This window comes from Streptomyces sp. NPDC055140 (assembly GCF_053607285.1).
In genome coordinates, this window is the sequence record NZ_JBSGTG010000018.1 from 34,811 (window position 1) to 56,709 (window position 21,899).

18 protein-coding genes and 1 pseudogene are annotated in these 21,899 nt (G+C 69.5%); 14 read left to right on the forward strand and 5 right to left on the reverse strand.

Going from position 1 to position 21,899, the window contains the following annotated elements; translation table 11 throughout:
- The first annotated feature begins 3 nt into the window (after positions 1–3).
- Positions 4–336, forward strand: coding sequence for a hypothetical protein (locus tag ACWFR4_RS29695; RefSeq protein ID WP_453459890.1), 333 nt, complete (start codon positions 4–6; stop codon positions 334–336).
- A complete protein-coding gene (locus tag ACWFR4_RS29700; RefSeq protein WP_453655389.1) occupies positions 333–3,167 on the forward strand; it encodes a TIR domain-containing protein in 2,835 nt (944 codons plus the stop codon). The genes ACWFR4_RS29695 and ACWFR4_RS29700 overlap by 4 nt, the downstream gene beginning before the upstream one ends.
- Before the next feature lie 43 nt (positions 3,168–3,210).
- Here ACWFR4_RS29700 and ACWFR4_RS29705 read toward each other — a convergent pair whose 3' ends face one another.
- Both ACWFR4_RS29705 and ACWFR4_RS29710 read right to left on the reverse strand, forming a co-directional pair.
- A complete protein-coding gene (locus ACWFR4_RS29705; protein ID WP_453459886.1) occupies positions 3,211–3,894 on the reverse strand; it encodes a hypothetical protein in 684 nt (227 codons plus the stop codon).
- Positions 3,895–3,917: 23 nt separating this feature from the next.
- Positions 3,918–6,707 carry a TIR domain-containing protein gene (locus ACWFR4_RS29710; protein WP_453655390.1) on the reverse strand — a complete coding sequence of 930 codons (2,790 nt, stop codon included), beginning with the start codon at positions 6,705–6,707 and terminating at the stop codon, positions 3,918–3,920.
- A 374-nt stretch (positions 6,708–7,081) separates the two neighbouring features.
- Between ACWFR4_RS29710 and ACWFR4_RS29715 the strand changes: the two genes are divergently transcribed.
- From ACWFR4_RS29715 to ACWFR4_RS29730, 4 genes are all read left to right on the forward strand, one after another.
- Positions 7,082–7,936 (forward strand): hypothetical protein, encoded by an 855-nt coding sequence (locus ACWFR4_RS29715; protein WP_453655391.1) that lies wholly within the window; start codon positions 7,082–7,084, stop codon positions 7,934–7,936.
- A 139-nt stretch (positions 7,937–8,075) separates the two neighbouring features.
- A complete protein-coding gene (locus ACWFR4_RS29720) occupies positions 8,076–8,807 on the forward strand; it encodes a hypothetical protein (protein ID WP_453459877.1) in 732 nt (243 codons plus the stop codon).
- Between the two features lie 252 nt (positions 8,808–9,059).
- Positions 9,060–9,611, forward strand: coding sequence for a hypothetical protein (locus tag ACWFR4_RS29725; protein ID WP_453655392.1), 552 nt, complete (start codon positions 9,060–9,062; stop codon positions 9,609–9,611).
- A gap of 13 nt (positions 9,612–9,624) precedes the next feature.
- Positions 9,625–9,957, forward strand: coding sequence for a hypothetical protein (locus ACWFR4_RS29730; RefSeq protein ID WP_453655393.1), 333 nt, complete (start codon positions 9,625–9,627; stop codon positions 9,955–9,957).
- A gap of 124 nt (positions 9,958–10,081) precedes the next feature.
- Here ACWFR4_RS29730 and ACWFR4_RS29735 read toward each other — a convergent pair whose 3' ends face one another.
- Positions 10,082–10,504, reverse strand: coding sequence for a YjbQ family protein (locus tag ACWFR4_RS29735; RefSeq protein ID WP_453459868.1), 423 nt, complete (start codon positions 10,502–10,504; stop codon positions 10,082–10,084).
- A gap of 121 nt (positions 10,505–10,625) precedes the next feature.
- Between ACWFR4_RS29735 and ACWFR4_RS29740 the strand changes: the two genes are divergently transcribed.
- From ACWFR4_RS29740 to ACWFR4_RS29765, 6 genes are all read left to right on the forward strand, one after another.
- Positions 10,626–10,709, forward strand: a complete 84-nt coding sequence (locus ACWFR4_RS29740; RefSeq protein WP_350495123.1) for a putative leader peptide — start codon at positions 10,626–10,628, stop codon at positions 10,707–10,709.
- 147 nt (positions 10,710–10,856) lie between these two features.
- Positions 10,857–11,759, forward strand: coding sequence for an ABC transporter permease (locus ACWFR4_RS29745; protein WP_453655394.1), 903 nt, complete (start codon positions 10,857–10,859; stop codon positions 11,757–11,759).
- Entirely contained in the window at positions 11,732–12,514 is a 783-nt protein-coding gene (locus tag ACWFR4_RS29750; protein WP_453459862.1) for an ABC transporter ATP-binding protein, read from the forward strand. The genes ACWFR4_RS29745 and ACWFR4_RS29750 overlap by 28 nt, the downstream gene beginning before the upstream one ends.
- A gap of 132 nt (positions 12,515–12,646) precedes the next feature.
- Positions 12,647–13,690: an ABC transporter substrate-binding protein gene (locus ACWFR4_RS29755; RefSeq protein ID WP_453459860.1), complete on the forward strand. Its 1,044-nt coding sequence runs from the start codon at positions 12,647–12,649 to the stop codon at positions 13,688–13,690.
- A 2-nt stretch (positions 13,691–13,692) separates the two neighbouring features.
- Complete coding sequence (locus tag ACWFR4_RS29760) at positions 13,693–14,874, forward strand: LLM class flavin-dependent oxidoreductase (RefSeq protein WP_453459857.1); 1,182 nt, start codon at positions 13,693–13,695, stop codon at positions 14,872–14,874.
- Between the two features lie 55 nt (positions 14,875–14,929).
- Entirely contained in the window at positions 14,930–16,045 is a 1,116-nt protein-coding gene (locus ACWFR4_RS29765) for an NAD(P)-binding domain-containing protein (protein ID WP_453655395.1), read from the forward strand.
- Positions 16,046–16,106: 61 nt separating this feature from the next.
- Here the strand turns inward: ACWFR4_RS29765 and ACWFR4_RS29770 are convergent.
- A pseudogene (locus ACWFR4_RS29770) lies at positions 16,107–16,340 on the reverse strand (endolytic transglycosylase MltG); the annotation flags it as partial.
- A gap of 185 nt (positions 16,341–16,525) precedes the next feature.
- On the reverse strand, positions 16,526–18,340 hold the full coding sequence (locus tag ACWFR4_RS29775) for an ABC transporter ATP-binding protein (RefSeq protein WP_453459851.1): 1,815 nt from the start codon (positions 18,338–18,340) through the stop codon (positions 16,526–16,528).
- A 93-nt stretch (positions 18,341–18,433) separates the two neighbouring features.
- Here ACWFR4_RS29775 and ACWFR4_RS29780 point away from each other — a divergent pair, with 93 nt between their 5' ends.
- Positions 18,434–18,877, forward strand: coding sequence for a MarR family winged helix-turn-helix transcriptional regulator (locus ACWFR4_RS29780; protein WP_453459848.1), 444 nt, complete (start codon positions 18,434–18,436; stop codon positions 18,875–18,877).
- Between the two features lie 38 nt (positions 18,878–18,915).
- On the forward strand, positions 18,916–21,834 hold the full coding sequence (locus ACWFR4_RS29785; protein ID WP_453459845.1) for an FAD-binding and (Fe-S)-binding domain-containing protein: 2,919 nt from the start codon (positions 18,916–18,918) through the stop codon (positions 21,832–21,834).
- Positions 21,835–21,899: the final 65 nt, after the last annotated feature.

Genomic DNA, 21,899 nt, shown 5'->3' on the forward strand with positions numbered 1-21,899 from the left:
GGTGTGGACATCTACGAAAACGAACTGCGTTTCGCTTCCCCCGCATCCGACACCACCAAAAACATCTTCGTGATCTACAACCCTGGGCGCTACGACGGGGTGCTGGTTCTCGTGCCCGACAAGGAAGGGTTCGCGGACATCGGCTGGAGAAGTCCAGGGGATCACTACACTGGCGGGAAGCTCGCCTACTACGACGCACGGCTGGTCGGCCCCGGCGGAAACGGCCAGTACGCAATCGTCCAGTCCTCAAATTCCTGCACCCCCAGTTGCGCCGAGGGCGCTATCGCGCACATCACTCTGCATTGGAACGGCCACGAATACCTGCCGACCTCATGACACCCAGGCACCTCCCCTTTCGATTGCGGAGGCTCGTCCGGACGTTCACCTGGTTGCGGTCACGCACAGCCCGCGGCAGGCGGATCAGAACCGAACTCGGGTACGGCGCCTTCCTCTCTTACAGTGGGGACCGCGACCGGCAGTGGTTGCCACACCTGCAACGGGCGATCGAAAGGCAGTCCCGTCCCTGGTACAAGCCACCGCGGATCAGAGTATTCCTCGATGACAGCGGCGTATCGATCGGCCCGTGGCTCTGGGGAAAGATCGAGGCCGGTCTTTCCCGCTCCGAATGGCTCGTGGTCATGGCGTCGCCCGAGGCGAAAGCATCCGCATGGGTCGACCGAGAAATAGAGTGGTGGCTGAAGAACAGGTCGGTCGACAACATCCTGCTCGTCGTGTCCGCCGGAAAGCTCGCGTGGGACGAGCAACGTGGCGACTGGAATCCGGAACTGTCGACGGCGCTCCCCACGCGATTGTCAGGACGATTCGAGCAGCAACCGGTCTGGAAATCCGTAGACCTGCACCGCCCCGACAACAGTGCGGAACCGCGGCCCGATATCGACAACGTCGCCGTCGGTATCGCGTCCGTCGTGCGTGGCCTTCCCGAGGACGACCTGAAATCGGAAGGCATGCGCGACACCAGGCGCAATCTGCGAACGGCAAGGATCACCGCAGCAATATTGGGATTCCTTCTCCTGCTCACGAGCACCGTCTCGGTGATCGCGCTGGTCCAACGCGCCGAGGCCACCCGCCAGCGCGACCACGCCGTCGCCCAGCAGTTGATCAGTCAGAGTTCCTTCCTGGCGACCCGCGACCCGTTCGGCGCCCGATTGAAGGCTTTGTCGGCATGGCGGATCGACCCCACTCCGGAATCCCGTCTCGCGGTTCTCAATGCCGCCGTCAACCCCGAATCCGGGTTGCTCGCGCACTCCTTTCCCGTGGAATCTGTGGCCTACAGCCCGGACGGAAAGACAATTGCTTCCGGCAGCGACGACGGCATGGTGCGGCTCTGGGACGCGGCCACACAACAGAAGATCGGCGCCCCGTTCATCGGGCACAACAACGGTGTCACGTCAGTAGCCTTCGGACCGGACGGTAAGACTCTGGCCAGCTCAGGTTCCGACGGCACTGTCCGGCTCTGGAACATCGCCGACCGCAGACAGATCGGTGGCGCGTTCGATCCCCGTTCCGGGACGATCGATTCGGTCGCCTTCAGTCCTGATGGCAAGACTCTCGTCACTGGTGGCGATACCGACTCCGCGGCGAACGTACGGGTTTGGGACGTGACAACACACCGCCAGATCGGCAAGCCGCTCGGAGGTCGAGGTGTAGCCGCTACTGCCATGGCAGTAGCCTTCAGCCCCGACGGCAGAACCTTCGCCACCGGAAGCTTCGACGGCCTACAACTCTGGGACGCCAACTCCCGTGCGCCCCTGGGCAAGGTACTGGCGACGGGCGGCATCGCCATCTCGTCGGTCTCCTTCAGCCGGGACGGCAGGACCGTCGCCGCCGCCGATGCCGACGGCAGCGTCACACTCTGGAACACCTCCACCCGAAAACCGGTCGGGAAACCGTTCACCGCCAGTGGCAGGTGGGCCGAATCGGTGGCTTTCAGCCCCGACGGCACGATGTTCGCCGCCTCGTACGACGACGGCAGCGTGCGACTCTGGGATGTCCTGCGGCACAGCCCGATGGGATCGCCCTTCACCGGCCATACGAGTACGGTCACGGCCGTGGCTTTCAGCCCGGACGGATCGACCCTGGCAAGTGCGAGTAACGACACCACAGTTCGGCTGTGGGATGTCCGCGCACAACGGCAGACCGGACCATCGATCAATACAGGGAAGCTCAGCACGACAGCGCTCAGCCCAGATGGCCGGACCCTGGCTGTGACCGACTCCAACACCGCCGTGCGCTTCTTGAACGTTGCCACACGTCGGCAGATCGGCGATCCCTTGCACTTCGGTGAGGCGGACAAGGGACCCGTAACCGCCTTCAGCCCCGACGGCACGGTGCTTGCTACCGACTCGTACGGAAGAAAATCCAGCGTAAAACTCTGGGACGTCAGATCCCACCGCCAGATCGGCAAGTTGGTGTACGGCCAAACCAGCCGCAATGTCGTCCCGGCTTTCAGTCCCGACGGCAGGACCCTCGCCATTTCCGGCGAGAGCTCCCTGCGCATATGGAGTCTGGCGAAATACCGTCAGATCGGTACGGTGCCCGGTGCCGGTTCGGCGAACATCGCGTTCAGCCCTGACAGCCGCACCATCGCCACCAGCACCGCGGACGACACGGTGGCGCTCTGGGACGCCGCCACACATCACCGTATCGGCGAGACACAGCCCGGCCACCCGGCACAGATCAACGGAGTGGCCTTCAGCCCCGACGGCACGGTGCTTGCCACCGCGAGTCGCGACAACACGGTCCGGCTCTGGAGCGTGGCCACGCGTCAGCAGATCGGGGAACCGCTGACCGGCCATCGCAGTGGCGTGAACTCCGTGGCGTTCAGCCCTGACGGGAAGGTGCTGGTCACCGGCAGTATGGACCATACGATCAGACTCTGGGACGTCGCCGCCAGGCGCCAGATCGGCGAGCCGCTCGAAGGACACAGTTCCGGCGTCTCCGGCGCGGTCTTCGGTCCCGGCGGCCGGACGATCGTCAGTTGGAGCAAGGACGATTCGGTGCGGCGGTGGAATGTCGACGCGACGGTGGATCCGGTGCACTCGCTGTGCGCGTGGGCGAGGGGTGCGTTCACCGCCGACCGGTGGCGCGCTTACGTCCCCTCGGGTCCCGCTTACCGCCGGCTCTGTCCGAAGTCCGGAGCACAGTGACCGGATGGACCGGAGTTTCACTCGCCGGCTCCGTGTGGCGCCGTCACGAGGTGAGGCGGGTGGCACCCGGCGCCAGCCGGTCACCGTGGCGGTACCAGACGGTGGTGGCGTCGCCGGTCGGACAGCATTGGGGGTCGTTCGGGCGGTACCACTTCTCATGGGCCACGATCCGGCCCGTCGAGAGGTCCGCCCCCACGAGCGCGGTGAGGTACGCCGCGGACTTCTTGCGCGGGGTGATCGTGCCGATCACGCCGAGGTTCTTGCCCACGTGCGCGTAGACCGCGTACGCCGCGGCGATCTGGCCGTTCTGGGTGGCGCCGTTGTCGTCGCAGCCGAGGTAGACGGCCGCCTCGTCGCGGTGGTCGCCGTCGGTGTCGCCGTACAGGACCGTTCGTCCGCGCATGAGGCGCACCTTTCCCCAGACGGTGGACGTGGCCGTCGCCTGGCCTTGAGCGTCGAACCGTACGAGCTTCGGCACACCGCAGTAGTCGCCGGGGGCGGGCACCTTCGTCCAGTCGACGTCGTGCAGGTCGGACGGCGCCGGTCCGACGATCGCGTCCGGGCCCGCCGCCCCTGACGCGGCGGAGGCGTCGGGGGACCGCGAGGGTGCGGAGCTCCCGGACGGCTCGACGGGTGGCGCGGGACTCGGTGTGTCGCAGGCGCTGGTCGTCAGCGCCAGCATCAGTAACGCGGTGAGCGGGACGATGCGTTGCAGGCCGGTTGCCACGGGTTCTCCTCCGTCTCGTGGGGTCAGGCGCAGGGCGGGTCGTAAGGCCGTTCGGGGAGGTACTGCCGCCACTGGTCGGGGGTGATACGGGGGGACAGCGCGCACAGGCTGCGCAGGATGGCGGTCGGATCCACGGTCCACAGCCTCGTACCCACGTCACTGCCGACTGCCAGCATCCGTCCGTCCGGGCTGAAACCCACGGTCGCGTAGGGGAAGCGGCCGCCGGTCAACGAGGCGACCTCGACCGGGTGGGACGGGTCCGAGACGTCCCACAGCAGGATGCGGCCGTCCAGGCCGGCGGTGGCCGCGAGTTCGCCTCTCGGATGGACGGCCATTCCGGTGACGGCGTCGGTGTGCCGGGTGGATGTCCCCTTGCGCACAGGCCGGTCGGGATGCGTGACGTCCCACGCGGTGATCGTTCCGGACTCGTCGCCGACCAGCAGGGTGCGCCGGTGCGCAATGAAGGCCAGCGCGGTGGTCTTTCCCCCGGACTCCGGGATGTCTCCCACCGCCACCGGCTGACCGCGTCGTGCGACGCGCCAGAGTCGTACCGCGCCGTCGCGGGTCGGCGCCACCAGCAGCTCACCGTCCGGGCTGAAGGCCAGCGCCTGGCGCTGGGGGACGGCGCCGGCGAGCGTTCCGAGCAATGCGGGCCGCTCCCGGTCGCCGACGTCCCACAACTGCACCGCCTCACGCGGCCGTCTGCCCACCGCCAGAAGGGGTAGTACGGGGTTGACGCAGACGCCCGCCGCGCCGCTTGTACGGACTGTCGCCGGGGAAAGGTCTCGCGGGTGCGCCGGGTCGCTCGTGTCCCAGGCCTTCACCGGCAGTCCCGAGAACAAAGTGCGTCCGTCGGAGCCGAAGGCCACAGCTTGCCCGGGGTTGTAGAACGACTCCAGTGCGGCGGCCGGACGAGGCTCCCCGCCGTCGTCCACCCGCCACAGGGTGGTGGGTTCGCCCCCGGCGGCCAGCAGACGGCTGCTCGGGCTGAAGGCCGGCGGGAAGAGCCCCTCGGACGGCACGGTGGCGAACGCCGAGGTCTGCTCGCTGCCCGAGACGGACAACAGACGGACCGTGCCGGGCTCGGTGTCCTGCCCCTCGGCAGCGGCCACGGTCCTGCCGTCCGGGCTGAACGACAACGAACCCACCGGCATGGCCAGACCGCCCAGGCGGGCGCCGGCGCGAGGACGCAGCGGATCGGAGACGTCCCACAGCGAGACCACTCCGTCACTGTCCCCGGTGGCCAGAGTGGTGCCGTCCGGAGCGAACGCCACGGAAAGGACGCCGTCGCGGCTCTGGGTGAACAGCTCGGGCCGGGCTACCGGACGAGCCGGGTCCGCAACGTCCCACAGCTGCACGCTGTCCACGCCCGCGACGGCGATCGTCTGGCCGTCCGGGCTGAACGCCACGGCCTGCGGAGTTCCGGAAGTGCCGGGCGGCGCGCCGAGAATGGCCGCTCGGCGCAGCCGCGCGGAGTCGGACAGGGTCCACAGCCGTAGTGTTCCGTCCTGTTGCTCGGTGACGATCCCGCCGCCCCTGGGGCTCGCAGCGACCGGGGCGGCGGGGAGGGCTCGGGCCGTCCGGGGCCGTGTGGGGTCCAAGACGTCCAGGACGGCGCCTCCCTTGTCCGTCATGGCGACGAGCCGTCCCTCTGACGTGAAGACAAGGCCGCTGATCTCCCGGTGACCGGCCGTCACGAATGACGCGGTCAGGGTCCTGGCCCGTCCGCTGTCGGTCACGTCCAGCAGCCTCACCGTGCCGTGGGCCCCGCCGAGCGCCAACTCCCGGCCGTCCGGGCTGAAGCTGACGGCCGTCACGGAGCCCTTGCCGGAGTCCACAGCCACCGGCTCCGTTTCGTTCGCGGGGTCGAGCAGGCGGACGCGGTCGTCGGCGACGGCGAGAAGGCCCCGACTGCTGTAGGCCGCTGCCCGCACCGGACCGTGCCCCCGGACGACACGAGGCATCGAGTGACTCTCGACGAGCGCACCGACCGCCTCTGCCGTCGGTGCGAGCCGGTAGGCCTGCACCAGCAGTTGGCGGGCCAGGTCAGGCTGGCTGTCCCTGATGGACGAGGCCTCGGCGACGAGTTGCCGGGACTGCGCGACCAACGTCTGGGCGCGCGCGTTGTTGCGCTGCTGATAGGCGGTGATGCCGCCGGCCACTGCGAGGAGAAGTAGCACGGTGAGCGCCACGACCGTGGCCTGCAGGACGTGGCGGGTACGGCGGCGCCTGCGCACGTGTGCGCCGATCAGCTCGTCCTTGGACCGGCCGGTCAGCGGGGCGACGAACTCCGCCGCGCACTCGATCAGACGCGGGTCCGAGCCGGCTTGCTCCGGGCTGCGCAGCCAGCGCAGATCGACCCAGCGGGGTTCCTGGGCGAAGGCACGGGCCATCTCCTCGTGCGGCAGAGCGTCGGTCCGCGTCCAGTCGAACGCCGACTGCTCGGGATCCCAGACCAGAGTGCCGTCGGTCCAGCCGACGAGAAGCGTGTCAGCCGACCGATGGGTGAGCCACCAGCTGATCTCCTGCCGCACCCACGTCGACTCTGCGGCAGCAGGACTCGCCATCATCACAAGCCATCGGGAACCGGCCAGACCCCGCTCGATCTCCTGCCACAGATGGGGACTTGCCGCGAGGTTCGTCTCGTCGCGGAACAGCTTCAGGCTCCTGGGCCGGTACCAGGGACGGTCGAATCCCTGCAGTACGTGCTGGAAGGCCTTCGCGATTTCCTTGTCCCATGCGTGGCTGTAGGAGAGAAAGGCGTCATAGGCGAACTCCCGGCTCTCGTTCGCCTTTCGCTGCCTGAGACTCACCGCCCTGCCCGGCGTCCGGAACCGTGCACCATGCGTTCCGCTCGGTCCCGGACAGACGTCCGGAACCGGTCCTCGGGCCGCGCGCGCTGTCCGCCCATCCGCTCCCCCGGATTCCTTGCCAGACGGCCCTAGGCCGCATGAGGTATGTACCCTTCCCACGTCAGGATGAGAAAAACGTAGCGCGGGCGGCGGGCCCACGGAGACGAACTACGTTGCCTCGCCCGGCAGTTACCGGCCGGGCGTCCCGTCGTTCTGCGGCGGCGCGCATGATGGTGTCGCAGTGGTTTGCGCACGCCGGGCACGGAAACGCTCACGGCGTGGCGGGCCGGACACGACCGGCCGCACGCTCCGGGACGAGAACGGAGGGACGCATTATGTCCGGTGCACTACCGGCCGATGCCCTGCAGGGAAAACGGATCGGCGTCTCGGTCGGAACCAGTGCGGACCTGCACGCGCTCGGTCTGGACGAAGCGCGCTTCCGCACGGCCCTCGGCGAACTGGTGCGGCTCCTGCTCTCGGCGGGCGGCTCCCTGGCCTACGGCGGCAACTTGCGACAGGACGGCTACACCGGTCTGCTGCTGGAGGAGGTGCGCGCGGTCGCACCGACGTCCCGCCCCTTGCTCAACTGTCTGGCCTGGTACGAACACCGCGCGACACCGCTGCCCGAACTCGGCGCCCGGCGGGAGGAGTTCGCCCGCCACGGCGAGATCGTCTGCCTGAGCGTCGACGGCGAGCCGGTCGATCCCGCCGAGGGCCGGGGCGAGGAACCGGTGCCGGAATCCGACCCCGCGACCAGGGCGCGCGCACTCACCGGCATGCGCCGCCACCTGGCGCGCCGTGTGGACGCACAACTGCTGCTCGGCGGCAAACGAGGCGGGTTCGTCGGGTCCCTGCCGGGCCTGCTGGAAGAGGCCCTGCGGGCGCTGGAAGCGGAGCGGCCCTGCTACCTCGCGGCCGGCTTCGGCGGAGTCACCGCCGACATCGCGAGGACGCTCGGGGTCGACGGCTCCCTGGACATAACCCCACCGTCGGACGCCACCTCACCCGACCCACGTCTCCACGACGGCCTGCAGAAGTTGCGGTCCCTAGTGGATGAAGAGCACGGGCGGGCCAGAATGCACAACGGCCTGACCGGAGAGGAGAATCGCTCGCTGGCCGGCACCCGGTCCCCGCTGGAAATCGCCTCTCTGACAGCCATGGGGCTGGAGCGACTGCGGGGGAGCGACTGAACCGATAGGTTCCCCACGACACGGTGTCCGGCACACGGCGTGGTGACCCCCGGCGAGCGCAGATCCGAAAGCCCGGACACCGGCTCGCCGGGGACAACGGCGAGGGGAACGAGAAGTGGCATTACGTGGCAGGTGGACCGTGGCCGCGGCGGTAGGCACGGCGGGGCGGGCTGTGCTGGCCGCGGCGGGCGGCGGGGTCATGGGCGTGGCCGCCTACTCCATAAGCCAGACGGGCGGGCAGTCGGTCTCCGTCGCGGTCGGCGGCATCGTCGGCGTCGTCGCGATTCTGGGCATCGACGTCTACCGAAGAACGGTCCAGCTGACCGAGGTACGGCTGGTCCTTCCGGGCAGCGAGATGACGTTCAAGGCGAACACGGACATGCGCAAGGCGGCCCTGCGTATGTTCTTCCAGGCCGCGACGCGCGTGGCGACCCGCCCGCTGGACGATGAAAGCGGCAATCTGCGTGAGGCTCTCACGTCACTCAAGGCGCTGTTCGACATGTACCGCGAACCCCTGGAGTCGGGCAGCGCCCCACCGCCCCCGCAGGACGGTGACTCCGTCCACGAACTCGTCCTGGACATACTCAACTTCGAACTCGCGCCCTTCCTGGCGACCTGGCATCCCCGGCTGCGTGCCTTCGAAGAGGCCCACCCCGGCGAGGACGAGTCGGCCTGGCCGCACAACGCGGAGTTCCGGCAGGCCCTGCGGGATCTCCAGGGCAACCTGAGGCCCTACATCGTGGGCCTGGGCGAGATCGCGGGCATCCGCGAACCCGAGAAACACCTGCGCCGATCCGGATGGCGCACGACCCGCCGCCCCGACACGGTCCCCGGCCAGGGCACGCCTTCGAGTCCAACCGTCACCCCCTGACCTGGCCTGGGATCGCAGAGGGGGACAGCGACGCCGGAGCCCTTGTCCTCCGCTACGGCATCCCCGGCGAGCATCTGGACAATCGACGGCCGCCCACAGGGCGATCTCGCTCCGGCCCAGGTCACCCCAGGAGACTCAACCGGACGTTTCTGTCCGCGTCGCCCTTGTTCGTGTCCGCACGCGCCTCTCTGCGACAGGGGTGTGACGCAGACACATTGCCGTTCGCGATATGCGGTGATGATGATGGTTCGTATGTCTGAGCACGCGGGTGCGGCGGAGGAGTCGCAGCGGATACCGAAGTCACGCCTCGCGGAGTACGCAGAGATGAGCGGTCCGCCGGGGGCAGTCGCAGCGGAGCCTGCGGAGTCCGAGCCTGCCGAGTCCGCGCAGACCCCGGCCGACGCCACCGCGAGCCCGGCCGGCCGGGTAGCCGCGGGACCGTCACTGGATGATCCTGAAGTGGTTGCGCGGAAGCGGGAGTTCGCGCGGCTCCTGGGCGAGTTCCGGCGGACGGCGGTGCTGGTGCCACTGGGTGACGAGCCCGCCCCCGAGGAGGAGCGCGGGCTGCTGACCGCCGACTTCAACGGCATCCGTTTCATCCTGGCCTTCTCCGATGAGCAGGCCCTGGCTCGCTACGCCCAGGCCCGCGGTGAATTCGCCCGCGAATGGATGTATCGCACGATTTTGGGCGCGAAGCTGCTGGATGTGGCGGTGCCGGCGGCCGGGGTGCCCTGCGGGGTGGCCCTCGACTGTGCGGACGGGGCGGACGGGGTGGTGTTCCCGCCATACTGGCTCAACCCGTGAACGAAGATGGATCATGCCTGAACTGACGCAACTGACCCACGAATTGATCAGTTCGACCGAAGACGAGGAAGCGCCGCGCATTCCGGACCCGGTCCGCAATTTCATCGAAGAGATCACGTTCGCCACTCCCGAGGAAATCCTCCCGACGCTGCGCGGTTCATTGGCCGAGGACTGGATGGCCATGCCCGTATGGGCCCGCAATCTCGCATACCGACTGGCCTGCCTGCAGCGCCCGGACGACCCCGAACTCCTGCGCGAGGCAGCAGCCGACCTTTTTTCTTTCGGTCCCGACTGGGATCATTTCGCGGAAGATCTGAAAGCGAGGGCGACCCGCCTGGAAAGGTGACGCTCACCCCCGAGGCACTGCGCGGCGACGAGTGCGGCCCGAGCTCCGGCTTCCTCGGCGTTCGTCAACGAGGACTCGTTCGGTCCGGCTGGACTTCGGACCCACAGTCGCCACCATCCTCACCTCAAGCGAGGAACGACAACCGCACCTGACGGTCCGCGTTGTCCTTGTTCGTGTCCACCAGGCACACCGACTGCCACGTGCCCATTTCCAGAGTGCCGGCGATCACCGGGAGGGTGGCGTGGGGTGGGACCAGGGCCGGGAGGACATGGTCGCGGCCGTGGCCCGGGGAGCCGTGGCGGTGTTGCCAGCGGTCGTCCGCGGGGAGCAGGGAGTGGAGGACGGCGAGGAGGTCGTCGTCGCTGCCCGCGCCCGTCTCGATGACGGCCACGCCGGCCGTCGCGTGGGGCACGAAGATGTTGAGCAGGCCGTCGCGGCCCGCGGCGACCTCGCTCAGGAAGGTCTCGCAGTCGTGGGTCAGGTCGACGACCCGCTCCGCGGGGCCGGTGGATACGTTCAGGATGCGCGTGGTGAAGGCGTCGGACATACGTCCATCCTCACTCATCGGGCGCCGTCCGCGCCCGATCCGCGACCGCTACCTGATACAGCGGGTCCATCCATCGAGACGGCATTGACCTTGCGTCGACAAGGTGGCTACTTTCTGCGGCATGTTGCGTTCAGTTCTGCTCACCACGCGCGGTCACATCGACCTGCTGCGGGTGGCCTCCGCCGCGTGTCGCCGCGGCTGCTGACGCGCTTTCCCCGCATCTCCGGCTACGTCGCGTAGCCCCGTACGCCCCTGCCTCGACCCCGCGTGAACTCACGCGGGGGCGCTGACGCATACGCGTACCCCTTTCACCTTCACCGCTGCCCTCCCCTGCCTTCTGCGTGGAGCACCCATGAGCATCAGCCATGCCCCGCCGGATCCGGACGTCGTCGCCGAGTCGCCTGCCCCGGAAGCCGTCCCGGCCGATTCCGATGCCGATTCCGTCGGCCGCCCCGAGCTCGTACGTCTCGTCCCCTCCTCCGCCCGGCGCACTCGGGTCCCGCGGTGGCTGCGCCGCGCCTCAGGCCCCGTCCTGCTACTCATCCTGTGGCAACTCCTCAGCACCACAGGCGTGTTGACCCCCGATGTCCTCGCCTCGCCCGGCACCATCGCCCGGGTCGCCGGTGATCTCGTCTCCGACGGGTCGCTGCCCAACGCCATGGGGGTCTCGCTCCAGCGCGTCGCGATCGGCCTGCTGTTCGGCGTCGTCGTCGGTACCGGACTCGCCCTCGTCTCGGGCCTGTTCCGGGTCGGCGAGGACCTCGTCGACGCAAGCGTGCAGATGCTGCGGACCGTGCCGTTCGTAGGGCTGATCCCGCTGTTCATCATCTGGTTCGGGATCGGCGAGGCGCCGAAGATCGCCATCATCACGCTGGGCGTCTCGTTCCCGCTGTATCTGAACGTGTACGCCGGAATCCGCGGCGTGGACGCGCAGTTGATCGAGGCCGGGGAGTCGCTCGGACTCTCCCGCTGGGGTCTCGTACGCCATGTGGTCCTGCCGGGCGCGCTGCCCGGCGCCATGACCGGGCTGCGGTACTCGCTCGGCATCTCCTGGCTGGCCCTCGTCTTCGCCGAGCAGATCAACGCGGACGCCGGCATCGGCTTCCTGATGGTGCAGGCCCGCGACTTCCTGCGAACCGACGTCATCGTCGTCTGCCTGATCGTCTACGCGTTCCTCGGCCTGCTCGCCGACTTCGTCGTCCGTACCCTCGAAAGGCTGCTGCTGCAATGGCGACCGACGTTCACCGGCCGGTGACCACCCCCACGTCCCTGTCCACAGAGACCCGTTCGGCCGTACACGTGGAGGGGCTGACCCGCTCCTTCGACGGGCGTGCCGTCATCGACCGCCTAGATCTCGACGTGAAGCCGGGCGAGTTCGTGGCGCTGCTCGGCCGCAGCGGCTGCGGCAAGTCGACGCTGCTGCGCATCCTCGCCGGGCTCGACCGCGACATCGAGGGCACCGTGCTCGTGCCGCGCCGCAAGGCCGTCGCGTTCCAGGCACCGCGCCTCATGCCGTGGAAGCGGGTGTGGCGCAATGTACTGCTCGGGTTGCCGGGCAAGCCCGAACGAGCCCTCGCCGAGCGGGCGTTGGAAGAGGTCGGCCTCGACCATCGCACGAACGCGTGGCCCAAGACCCTGTCCGGCGGCGAGGCCCAGCGCGCATCGCTGGCCCGCGCTCTGGTGCGCGAGCCCGATCTGCTGCTGCTCGACGAGCCGTTCGGCGCACTCGACGCGCTCACCCGCATCAAGGCGCAGCGCCTCGTGGACGAGCTGTGGCAGCGGCGTGGCTGCGCCGTCCTCCTGGTCACGCACGACGTGGAGGAGGCCGTCCTGCTCGCCGACCGTGTGCTCGTGATGGACAAGGGCGTCATCGCGTACGAGACCGAGATCGATCTGGAGCGTCCGCGCGGGATATCGGACCCGCGCTTCGGCGAACTACGCGCCGAGCTGCTCCACCGACTGGGGGTCGACGCGCCGGAGCCCTCTTCCCCTGCCACTGCCATCATCTGACGTCTCGTCAGGTTCTTTGCTCCTACACACCCCACCCGTACCGGCGCACCGCCCTGCGGCCATTCCGGCCTGCGCCGACAGACCGACGCCCGCCATGACCGGCCGCCCATGAACCCACGAAACGGACTCCCCATGCGACGACGCCTCGCCCCCGCTCTCCTGCTCCCCCTGGCCCTGCTGCTCGCCGCCTGCTCCGGTACCTCCGCCGCCGATACGTCCACCGGTGGCTCGGGCGGCGCCAGGACCGACGGCAAGGGGGCCCTCACGCTCAACGTCGGCGACCAGAAGGGCGGTTCGGAGGCCGTACTCCGGGCCGCCGGCGAGCTCGACGACCTCGGCTACAAGATCCGCTGGTCGACCTTCACGTCCGGGCCGCCACTCCTTGAGGCCGTCAACGCCAAGGCCGTCGACATCGGAGGGGTCGGCAACACCCCGCCCGTCTTCGCGGCCGGCGCCAACTCGAAGATCAGCATCGTGGCGGCCAGCCACGGGACCGCGAAGGGCGACACCATCCTCGTCCCGACCGACTCGAAGCTGAAGAAGCCCGAGGATCTCAAGGGCAGGTCCATCGCCGTTGCGCAGGGCTCGTCCGCGCACTACCAGCTGGTCGCGTCCTTGAAGAAGGCCGGTCTTTCCCTGAAGGACGTGCAGGTCAAGTACCTCCAGCCGGCCGACGCGCTCGCCGCGTTCACCGGCGGCAAGGTGGACGCCTGGGCCGTCTGGGACCCGTACACCTCCCAGGTCCTGCGGGGGAAGCAGGGGCGGGTGCTCACCGATGGGGACGGGCTCACCAATGGGCTCGCGTTCCAGGTCGCGGCGCCCTCCTCACTCAAGGACAGCAAGAAGGCCGCGGCGATCGGCGACTACCTCAAGCGGCTCAAGCGCGCCCAGGACTGGGTCTTCAAGCACCCCGAGGCATGGGCGAAGGTCTGGGCGAAGGACACCGGGCTGCCCTACGACGTCGCCCTGGACGCGGTGAAGCGCACCAACGGCACCCGGGTCACCGTAGCCGTCGACAAGCCCGCCATCGCCTCGGAGCAGCAGATCGCCGACACCTTCGCGAACCTGAAGCTGATCCCCCAAAAGGTCGACTTCGCGTCGTTCGTGGACACCCGGTTCAACGGTGGTCTGCCGGCGTCGACGACCGCACCCCGCACCTTCGGCAAGGAGTCCTGACGATGAGCGTCCACCTTCACTGGTTTCTGCCGACCGGCGGCGACGGCCGCACGCTCGTGGACCGGCACGCCTACACCGACGGGGGCGTCAAGCGTTCGCGGATCGCTCCGGTCAGCGGCGTGCGCGCCCCCGACATCGACTATCTGATCCAAATAGCCAAGGCCGCCGAGCAGTTGGGGTTCGAGGCGGTTCTGACGCCGACGGGCACGTGGTGCGAGGACGCGTGGCTGACGACGGTGGCCCTCGCCCAGCACACGGAGCGGCTGAAGTTCCTGGTGGCGTTCCGGCCCGGGGTGATCTCGCCGGTGCTCGCCGCCCAGATGGCGGCGACGTATCAGCGGATCACGCGCGGGCGGCTGCTCCTGAACGTGGTGACGGGTGGTGACTCGACCGAGCAGCGGCGCTTCGGCGACCATCTGGACCACGACCGGCGCTATGGGCGGACCGACGAATTCCTGTCGGTCGTGCGGGGTGTGTGGAGCGGGCAGCCGTTCGACTTCGACGGTGAGCACTACCAGGTGGAGGGTGGTCTCACCGCGCTGCCGCCGGACCCGCTGCCGGAGATCTTCTTCGGCGGTTCGTCGGCCGCGGCGGGTCCGGTCGCCGCGCGGCACACGGATGTCTATCTGACCTGGGGCGAGCCGCCCGAGCAGGTGAAGCAGAAGATCGACTGGATCCGGGGGCTCGCCGAGAAGGAGGGGCGCACGGTCCGCTTCGGGATCCGGCTGCACACCATCTCGCGCGACTCGTCGGCGGAGGCGTGGGCGACGGCGAACCGGCTGCTCGACGACCTGTCGCCGGAGACGGTGGCCGCCGCTCAGGAGGCGCTCGGCCGCAGCGAGTCGGTCGGGCAACAGCGGATGCTGGCGCTCCACGGGGGCTCGCGCGACGACCTGGAGATCTCCCCGAACCTGTGGGCGGGCGTCGGCCTGGTGCGGGGCGGCGCGGGCACGGCGCTCGTCGGCAGCCACTCCGACGTCGCGGACCGGATCGAGGAGTACCACGCGCTGGGCGTCGAGCACTTCGTCCTGTCGGGCTATCCCCATCTTGAGGAGGCGTACTGGTTCGGGGAGGGCGTGATCCCGGATCTGGCCGCGCGCGGTCTGCTGCCGCGGATACCGGCGTCGCCGCTCACCAGGCCGGCCGTCGGTGGCGCGCCGCTTCTGGTCGCCGGGGGCCGCTGAACCGTCGCGCGCTCACTGCGGGAAGATCCACGGCCCCGGTGTAGTTAGTAGAAGCGTGAACGATATCGGGGTGCGGGACACCGGGGACGTACGCGAGATCGACGTGGTCGTCATAGGCGCTGGACAGGCAGGACTGTCCAGCGCCTATCACCTGCGCCGGGCCGGCTTCGAGCCGGAGCGGGACTTCATCGTGCTCGACCACTCCCCGCGCCCCGGCGGCGCCTGGCAGTTCCGCTGGCCTTCGCTGACGTACGGCAAGGTGCACGGCATGCACTCGCTGCCGGGCATGGAACTGACCGGCGCGGACCCGTCCCGGCCCTCGTCGGAGGTGATCGCGGCGTACTTCGCCTCGTACGAGGAGACGTTCGGCCTGCGGGTGCGGCGTCCCGTCGATGTGCGTGCCGTGCGTGCCGTGCGTGAAGGCGAGGGCGAGGGCGGGAGGCTGCTCGTCGAGACGTCCGACGGAACGTGGTCGACGCGGGCGCTGATCAATGCGACGGGGACCTGGGACCGGCCGTTCTGGCCACGCTACCCGGGGCAGGAGACGTTCCGCGGGCGTCAGCTCCACACCGCGATCTACCCGGGCCCGGAGGCGTTCCGCGGACAGCGGGTGATCGTGGTGGGCGGCGGCGCCTCCGGGACGCAGCACCTGATGGAGATCGCGCCCTACGCTGCCGCGACGACCTGGGTGACGCGCCGGCCGCCCGTCTACAACGAGGGCCCCTTCGACGAGAACCTCGGCCGCGCGGCCGTCGCCCTGGTCGACGAGCGGGTCCGGGCGGGGCTGCCCCCGCAGAGCGTGGTGTCGGTGACGGGGCTGCCACTGAACGACGCGATCCGGCAGGCCCGCGCCGACGGAGTGCTCGACCGGCTGCCGATGTTCGACCGGATCACGCCGTCCGGCGTGGAGTGGGAGGACGGCCGGCGGGTCGACGCGGACGTCATCCTGTGGGCCACGGGCTTCCGGCCCGCGATCGAGCATCTGGCACCGCTGAAGCTGCGCGGGCCCGGCGGCGGCATCCAGGCCGAGGACACCCGGGTGGTCGCCGATCCGCGGATCCACTTGGTGGGCTACGGGCCTTCGGCCAGCACGATCGGCGCCAACCGCGCCGGGCGCGCCGCCGTACGGGACATCAAGCGCCTGCTGGCCGGGGCGCCGGTCGCCGTGTGACGCCCCCAACGGGACGCCTCCGCGCGGCCCGATCAGACACGCCCCCTCAGGCGCGCCCCACTCAGGCGGACGGCGGCTTGCCGCTCGTGCGCGGCTTGTTGAACTCCGGAACGTTCTGCTGCTGTTCGTCGAAGTCCGCCGTGAAGCGGGTGTCCCCGGGCTTGACCGTCACGAAGTACAGCCAGTCCCCCTGCGGCGGGCTGATCGCGGCCTTCATGGCCTCGGCCCCGGGGTTGGCGATCGGGGCGGGCGGCAGCCCCATCCGGACATAGGTGTTGTACGGCTTCTCGGCCCGCGGCCGCCGCCACAAGGGCCCCCATCGCGATCAGGGAGGCGCGGCCTCTGCGCGTCAGGCGCATCGTGCCCCTTTGCGGAATCTCGTTCAGCGTGGCCGAACGACAACCCACAAAGAGTGTCAAACCAGGCATATCGCCATGCCGACGGCTTCACTTGGCGTCACCCCGCAAGCCCGCCCACGGCCTAGCGTGCGGGCTCCAGTTGGGAGTCTCTGCGAACCAGGGCGGCATAGCGGCCGTCCCGCTCCAGAAGCTCCTCATGGGTGCCGCGCTCGGCCACCTGCCCGCCGTCGAGAACGACGATCTGGTCCGCGCTCCGGATCGTGGAGAGCCGGTGGGCGATGGTCACGGTCGTGCGATTGGCCGACAGCGCGTCGATGGCCTCCTGCACGGCGAACTCGGTGCGGGTGTCCAGTGCGCTCGTCGCCTCGTCGAGGATGAGGATCGGCGGGTCGCGCAGGATCGTGCGGGCGATGGCGAGGCGCTGCTTCTCGCCGCCGGAGAACCGGTGGCCGCGCTCGCCGACGACGGTGTCGTACCCGTCGGGCAGGGAAGCGATGTGCTCGTGGATCTGGGCCGCCCTGGCCGCCGCGTGCAGCTCCTCCTCCGTGGCGTCGGGCTTGGCGAAGCGGAGGTTCTCCGCGACGGAGGCGTGGAAGAGGTACGTCTCCTGGGAGACGACGCCGACGGCCCTCGCGAGGGTGTCGAAGTCCAGGTCACGCACGTCCACTCCGTCGAGAGTGACGCGGCCGCCCGTGACGTCGTACAGACGCGGCACGAGGTAACTGAGCGTGGACTTGCCGGCACCGGTGGGGCCGACGACGGCCAGACTGCCGCCCGCGGGGACGGTGACGTCGATCCCGTCGAGTATCGCCGCGCTCTTGCCGTCGGCGGCGTCGTAACGGAACTCGACGCCCTCGAAGCGGACTTCGCCCTTGATCGTGTCGAGGCGGACGGGCTTCTCGGGCTCGGTGATGTCGATCGGCAGATCGAGGTACTCGAAGATGCGCTGGAAGAGCGCCAGCGAGGTCTGAATCTGGACGCCGGTGGCGAGCAGGCTCACGGTCGGCCGGAACAGGCCCTGCTGGAGCGAGACGAAGGCGACCAGGGTGCCGATCGAGACCGCGGGACCGCCGAATTGGAGCGCGACGCCCGCGACCCAGTAGATGACGGCGGGCATGGCGGCCATGACGATCGTGATGACCGCCATGCGCCAGCGCCCCGCCATGTTCGACCGGACCTCGAGCCCGACGAGCTGCTCGGACTCGTCGGCGAACGACCGGGTGAGCGAGTCGGCGCGGCCCATGGTGCGGCCGAGGAGGATGCCGCTCACGGAGAGGGACTCGGTGACCGTGGCGGCCATCGCGGCCATCTGCTTCTGGCGTTCCGTGGTGATCTTCTTGCGCTCGCGGCCCACTCGGCGGCTGATCCACACGAAGACGGGCAGCAGGAGCAGCGAGACGCCCGTGAGCCGCCAGTCGAGCGCGACCATCGCCACGATGGTGGCGACCACACTGGTGAGGTTCGAGACCAGGGACGTGGCGGTGGAGGTGACCGTCGCCTGCATACCGCCGATGTCGTTGGCGATGCGGGACTGGACCTCGCCCGTACGGGTCCTGGTGAAGAAGGCGAGCGACATGCGCTGGAGCCGGCCGTACACGGCGGTGCGCAGGTCGTGCATGACACGCTGGCCGACCGTCGTGGAGATCAGGGTCTGCAGGACGCCGAAGATGCTGGTCATGACGGCGCTGAGGATCATGCCCAGGGCGAGCAGGCTCAGCAGGCCCGTGCGGCCCTGCGGGATCGCGGTGTCGAGGATCTCCTTGAGCAGGAAGGGCGTGGCGACCGAGACCAGCGAGGCGGCGCCGACGAGCAGGCCGACCAGCGCGAGGCGGGCGCGGTAGGGACGGAAGAGGGCCAGGATGCGGCGCATCTGCCGCGGCTCCGGCGAAGTGGCGTCGGAGGGCGACGGCGTCCAGCCGGGTTCGTCGTGATGCATGAGCCTCCTACGAGTGGCGATTCAAGGTCTCAGGGAGCATAGCTCATTGTTACCTATACTCACAATGCACAAGGTCCTGATATTGTTCCGCACATGAGTACCCCGGACGCCGACGGCCTTCTCGCGGAACAGCTGCTCCGGCTGACCCGGCGGCTGCAGCGGATCCAGAAGCGCTATCTGGAGCCGGTCGGGATCACGCCCGCCCAGTCCCGGCTCCTGCGCACCCTCGTGCACTACGACACACCGCCACGCATGGCCGACCTCGCCGAGCGCCTCGAAGTCGTGCCCCGGGCCGTGACGACCCTGGTCGACGGCCTGGAGACGGCCGACCTGGTGCGCCGGGTGCCCGATCCCACGAACCGCAGGGTGATCCGCATCGAACTCACCGAACAGGGCCGCAAGGCGCTGCGCGAGCTGCGCAGCGCGCGCAGGACCGCCGCAGAGGACATCCTGGCTCCATTGAGCACCGACCAGCGCGCCCAGCTGGGCGTCCTGCTGAACGCGCTGTTCGAGACGCCGTACGACCACCGCTGTTAGCCCCGGGCCGACAGCCGCCGAGGAGAGGTTGGAGAGGCATGCCCCTGCTGGAGCCGAAGCCGGAAGCGCTGCGCCCGGGACCGCACGCGGGAGGCCCGGCGCCCGACCGGGTGCCGGACGCGCAGGCCGGCGGGACCCCGGAACCGCTGCGTTCCGAGCTGTCCGGGCTCCTGGGGGCGGACAAGGTCCTCACGCACATCTCGGACCTCGTGCGGTACGCGTCTGACGCGAGTCCCTACCGTTTCGTGCCGCAGGTCGTGGTGGTCGCCGAGGACATCGACGACGTGTCGGCCATCCTGTCGTACGCGCACGGCAAGGGCCGCGAGGTGGTCTTCCGCGCGGCGGGCACGTCGCTGAACGGGCAGGCGCAGGGCGAGGACATTCTCGTGGACGTCCGCAAGCACTGGGCGGGCATCGAGGTCATCGGTGCCGGCGAGCGGGCCAGGATCGGCCCGGGCACGACGGTCGTGCGTGCCAACGTGACGCTCGCGCGGCACGGGCGCGTGCTCGGCCCGGACCCGGCCAGCGCGATCGCCTGCACCATCGGCGGGGTCGTCGCGAACAACGCCTCGGGCATGACGGCGGGCACCACCAGGAACTCGTACCGCACGGTCGCCTCGCTCACCTTCGTCCTGCCCTCGGGCACCGTGGTGGACACGGCCGACCCCGACGCGGACGCACTGCTCGAGCACGCGGAACCGGCGCTGTGCGTGGGCCTGTTGGAGATCAAGGGCGAGATCGAGGCCGACGCGGAGCTGGTCGCCCGTATCCGCGCCAAGTACGAGATCAAGAACACCAACGGCTACCGCCTGGACGCGTTCCTGGACGGCGACACCCCGGTGGAGATCCTGCGCGGCCTCATGGTGGGGTCCGAGGGGACTTTCGGCTTCATCTCCGAGGTCGTCTTCGACACGCTGCCCCTCGACCGGAAGGTGTCCACGGCGCTGCTGTTCTTCCCCTCGTTGCCCGCCGCGGCAGCGGCGGTCCCGCTGTTCAACGAGGCGGGCGCGATCGCCGTCGAGGTGATGGACGGCAATACGCTGCGGGCCTCGGTGCGTGTGGAGGGGGTGCCCGCCGACTGGGCGCGCCTGCCCAAGTCGACGACGGCGCTCCTGGTGGAGTTCCGCGCGCCGGACGAGCCCGCCCAGGAGCGTTACGAGACGGCGGCCGCCGAGGTGCTGGACGGGCTCGAACTGGTGGCGCCCGTGGCCTCGGTGACCAACGCGTTCACGCGGGACGCGAAGACGATCGGCGGCTACTGGAAGGCCCGCAAGGCGTTCGTGACGGCGGTCGGCGGATCGCGCCCCTCCGGGACGACGCTGATCACCGAGGACTTCGCGGTGCCGCCGTCGCGCCTGGCCGAGGCGTGCGAGGCGCTCCTCGAACTCCAGACGCGGCACGGCTTCGACGCAGCCGTCGCCGGTCATGCGGCGCACGGCAATCTGCACTTCCTGCTCGCCTTCGACGCGGGCAGGCCCGAGGACGTCGAGCGGTACGCGGCGTTCATGGACGAGTTCTGCCGCCTCACCGTCGAGCGCTTCGACGGTTCACTCAAGGCCGAGCACGCCACGGGGCGCAACATCGCGCCGTTCCTGGAGCTCGAATGGGGAGCGAAGGCCACGGAGTTGATGTGGCGCACCAAGCAGGTCATCGACCCGGACGGCGTCCTCGCGCCGCGTATCGTCCTCGACCGCGATCCCAAGGCCCATCTGCGCGGCCTCAAGACGATCCCCAAGGTGGAGCTGATCGCCGACCCGTGCATCGAGTGCGGCTTCTGTGAACCGACGTGTCCCAGCGAGGACCTGACGACCACGCCCCGCCAACGCATCGTCCTGCGCCGCGAGATGATGCGCCAGCCGTCCGGTTCGCCGGTCGAGGACGGGCTCGTCGAGGCGTACGGGTACGACGCGGTGGACACGTGCGCGGGCGACTCGACCTGCAAACTGGCGTGTCCGGTCGGCATCGACACGGGCGCCTTCATGAAGGAGTTCCGGCACGCGCGGCACACCCCGCGCGAGGAGAAGGTGGCCGCGTTCACGGCGAAGAACTTCAAGGCCGTGGAGGCGTCGGCGCGGCTCGCCGTGGCGGCCGCCGGCAAGATCGGCGACCGGCTCCTGACCTCCGTGACCCAGGCCGCCCGCAAGGCCGTCCGCCCCGACCTCGTACCGGAGTGGCTGCCGGAGATTCCTGCTGCCGCCGCCCGGAAGCTGCCGCACACAGCGCGCGTGGGGGCCGCCGCGGTCTACTACCCGGCCTGCGTCAACCGCATCTTCGGCACCCCGGGGGACGTGTCCCTCGCGCAGGCCATGGTCGCCGTCTCCGCGCGCGCGGGGCGGTCGGTCTGGATTCCGGACGATGTCGCGGGGACGTGCTGCGCCACGATCTGGCACTCGAAAGGCTACGACGAGGGCAACATCGTCATGGCCAACCGGATCGTCGAAGCGGCCTGGGGCTGGACCGCCGGCGGCAGACTGCCGCTTGTCGTCGACGCCTCGTCGTGCACGCTCGGCATCGCCCATGAGGTCGTCCCCTATCTGACGGACGACAACAGGGAGTTGCACAACGAGCTCAAGATCGTCGACTCGATCGTGTGGGCCGCTGACGAGCTGCTGCCGCATCTGACGGTGCACCGGACGGTCGGTTCGGCGGTCCTTCATCCGACGTGTTCCATGGAACACCTGGGCGATGTGGCGCAGTTGCGGGCCGTCGCCGAGGCCTGCGCCGACGAGGTCGTCGTCCCGGACGACGCGGGGTGCTGCGCCTTCGCGGGCGACCGGGGCATGCTCCACAAGGAACTCACCGAATCGGCCACCCGCAAGGAGGCGGCCGAGGTGACCGCCCGTGACTTCGACGCGCATCTGTCGGCGAACCGGATGTGCGAGGTGGGCATGGATCACGCGACGGGCCGCAGCTATTACTCCGTGATCGTGGAGCTGGAGCGCGCGACGCGTCCCTAGGGTCTGTCGCGCCGCGTTCGCGTCGTCCGCCCGCCCGTCCCTGGGGCGTGGATACCGAGTTTCAG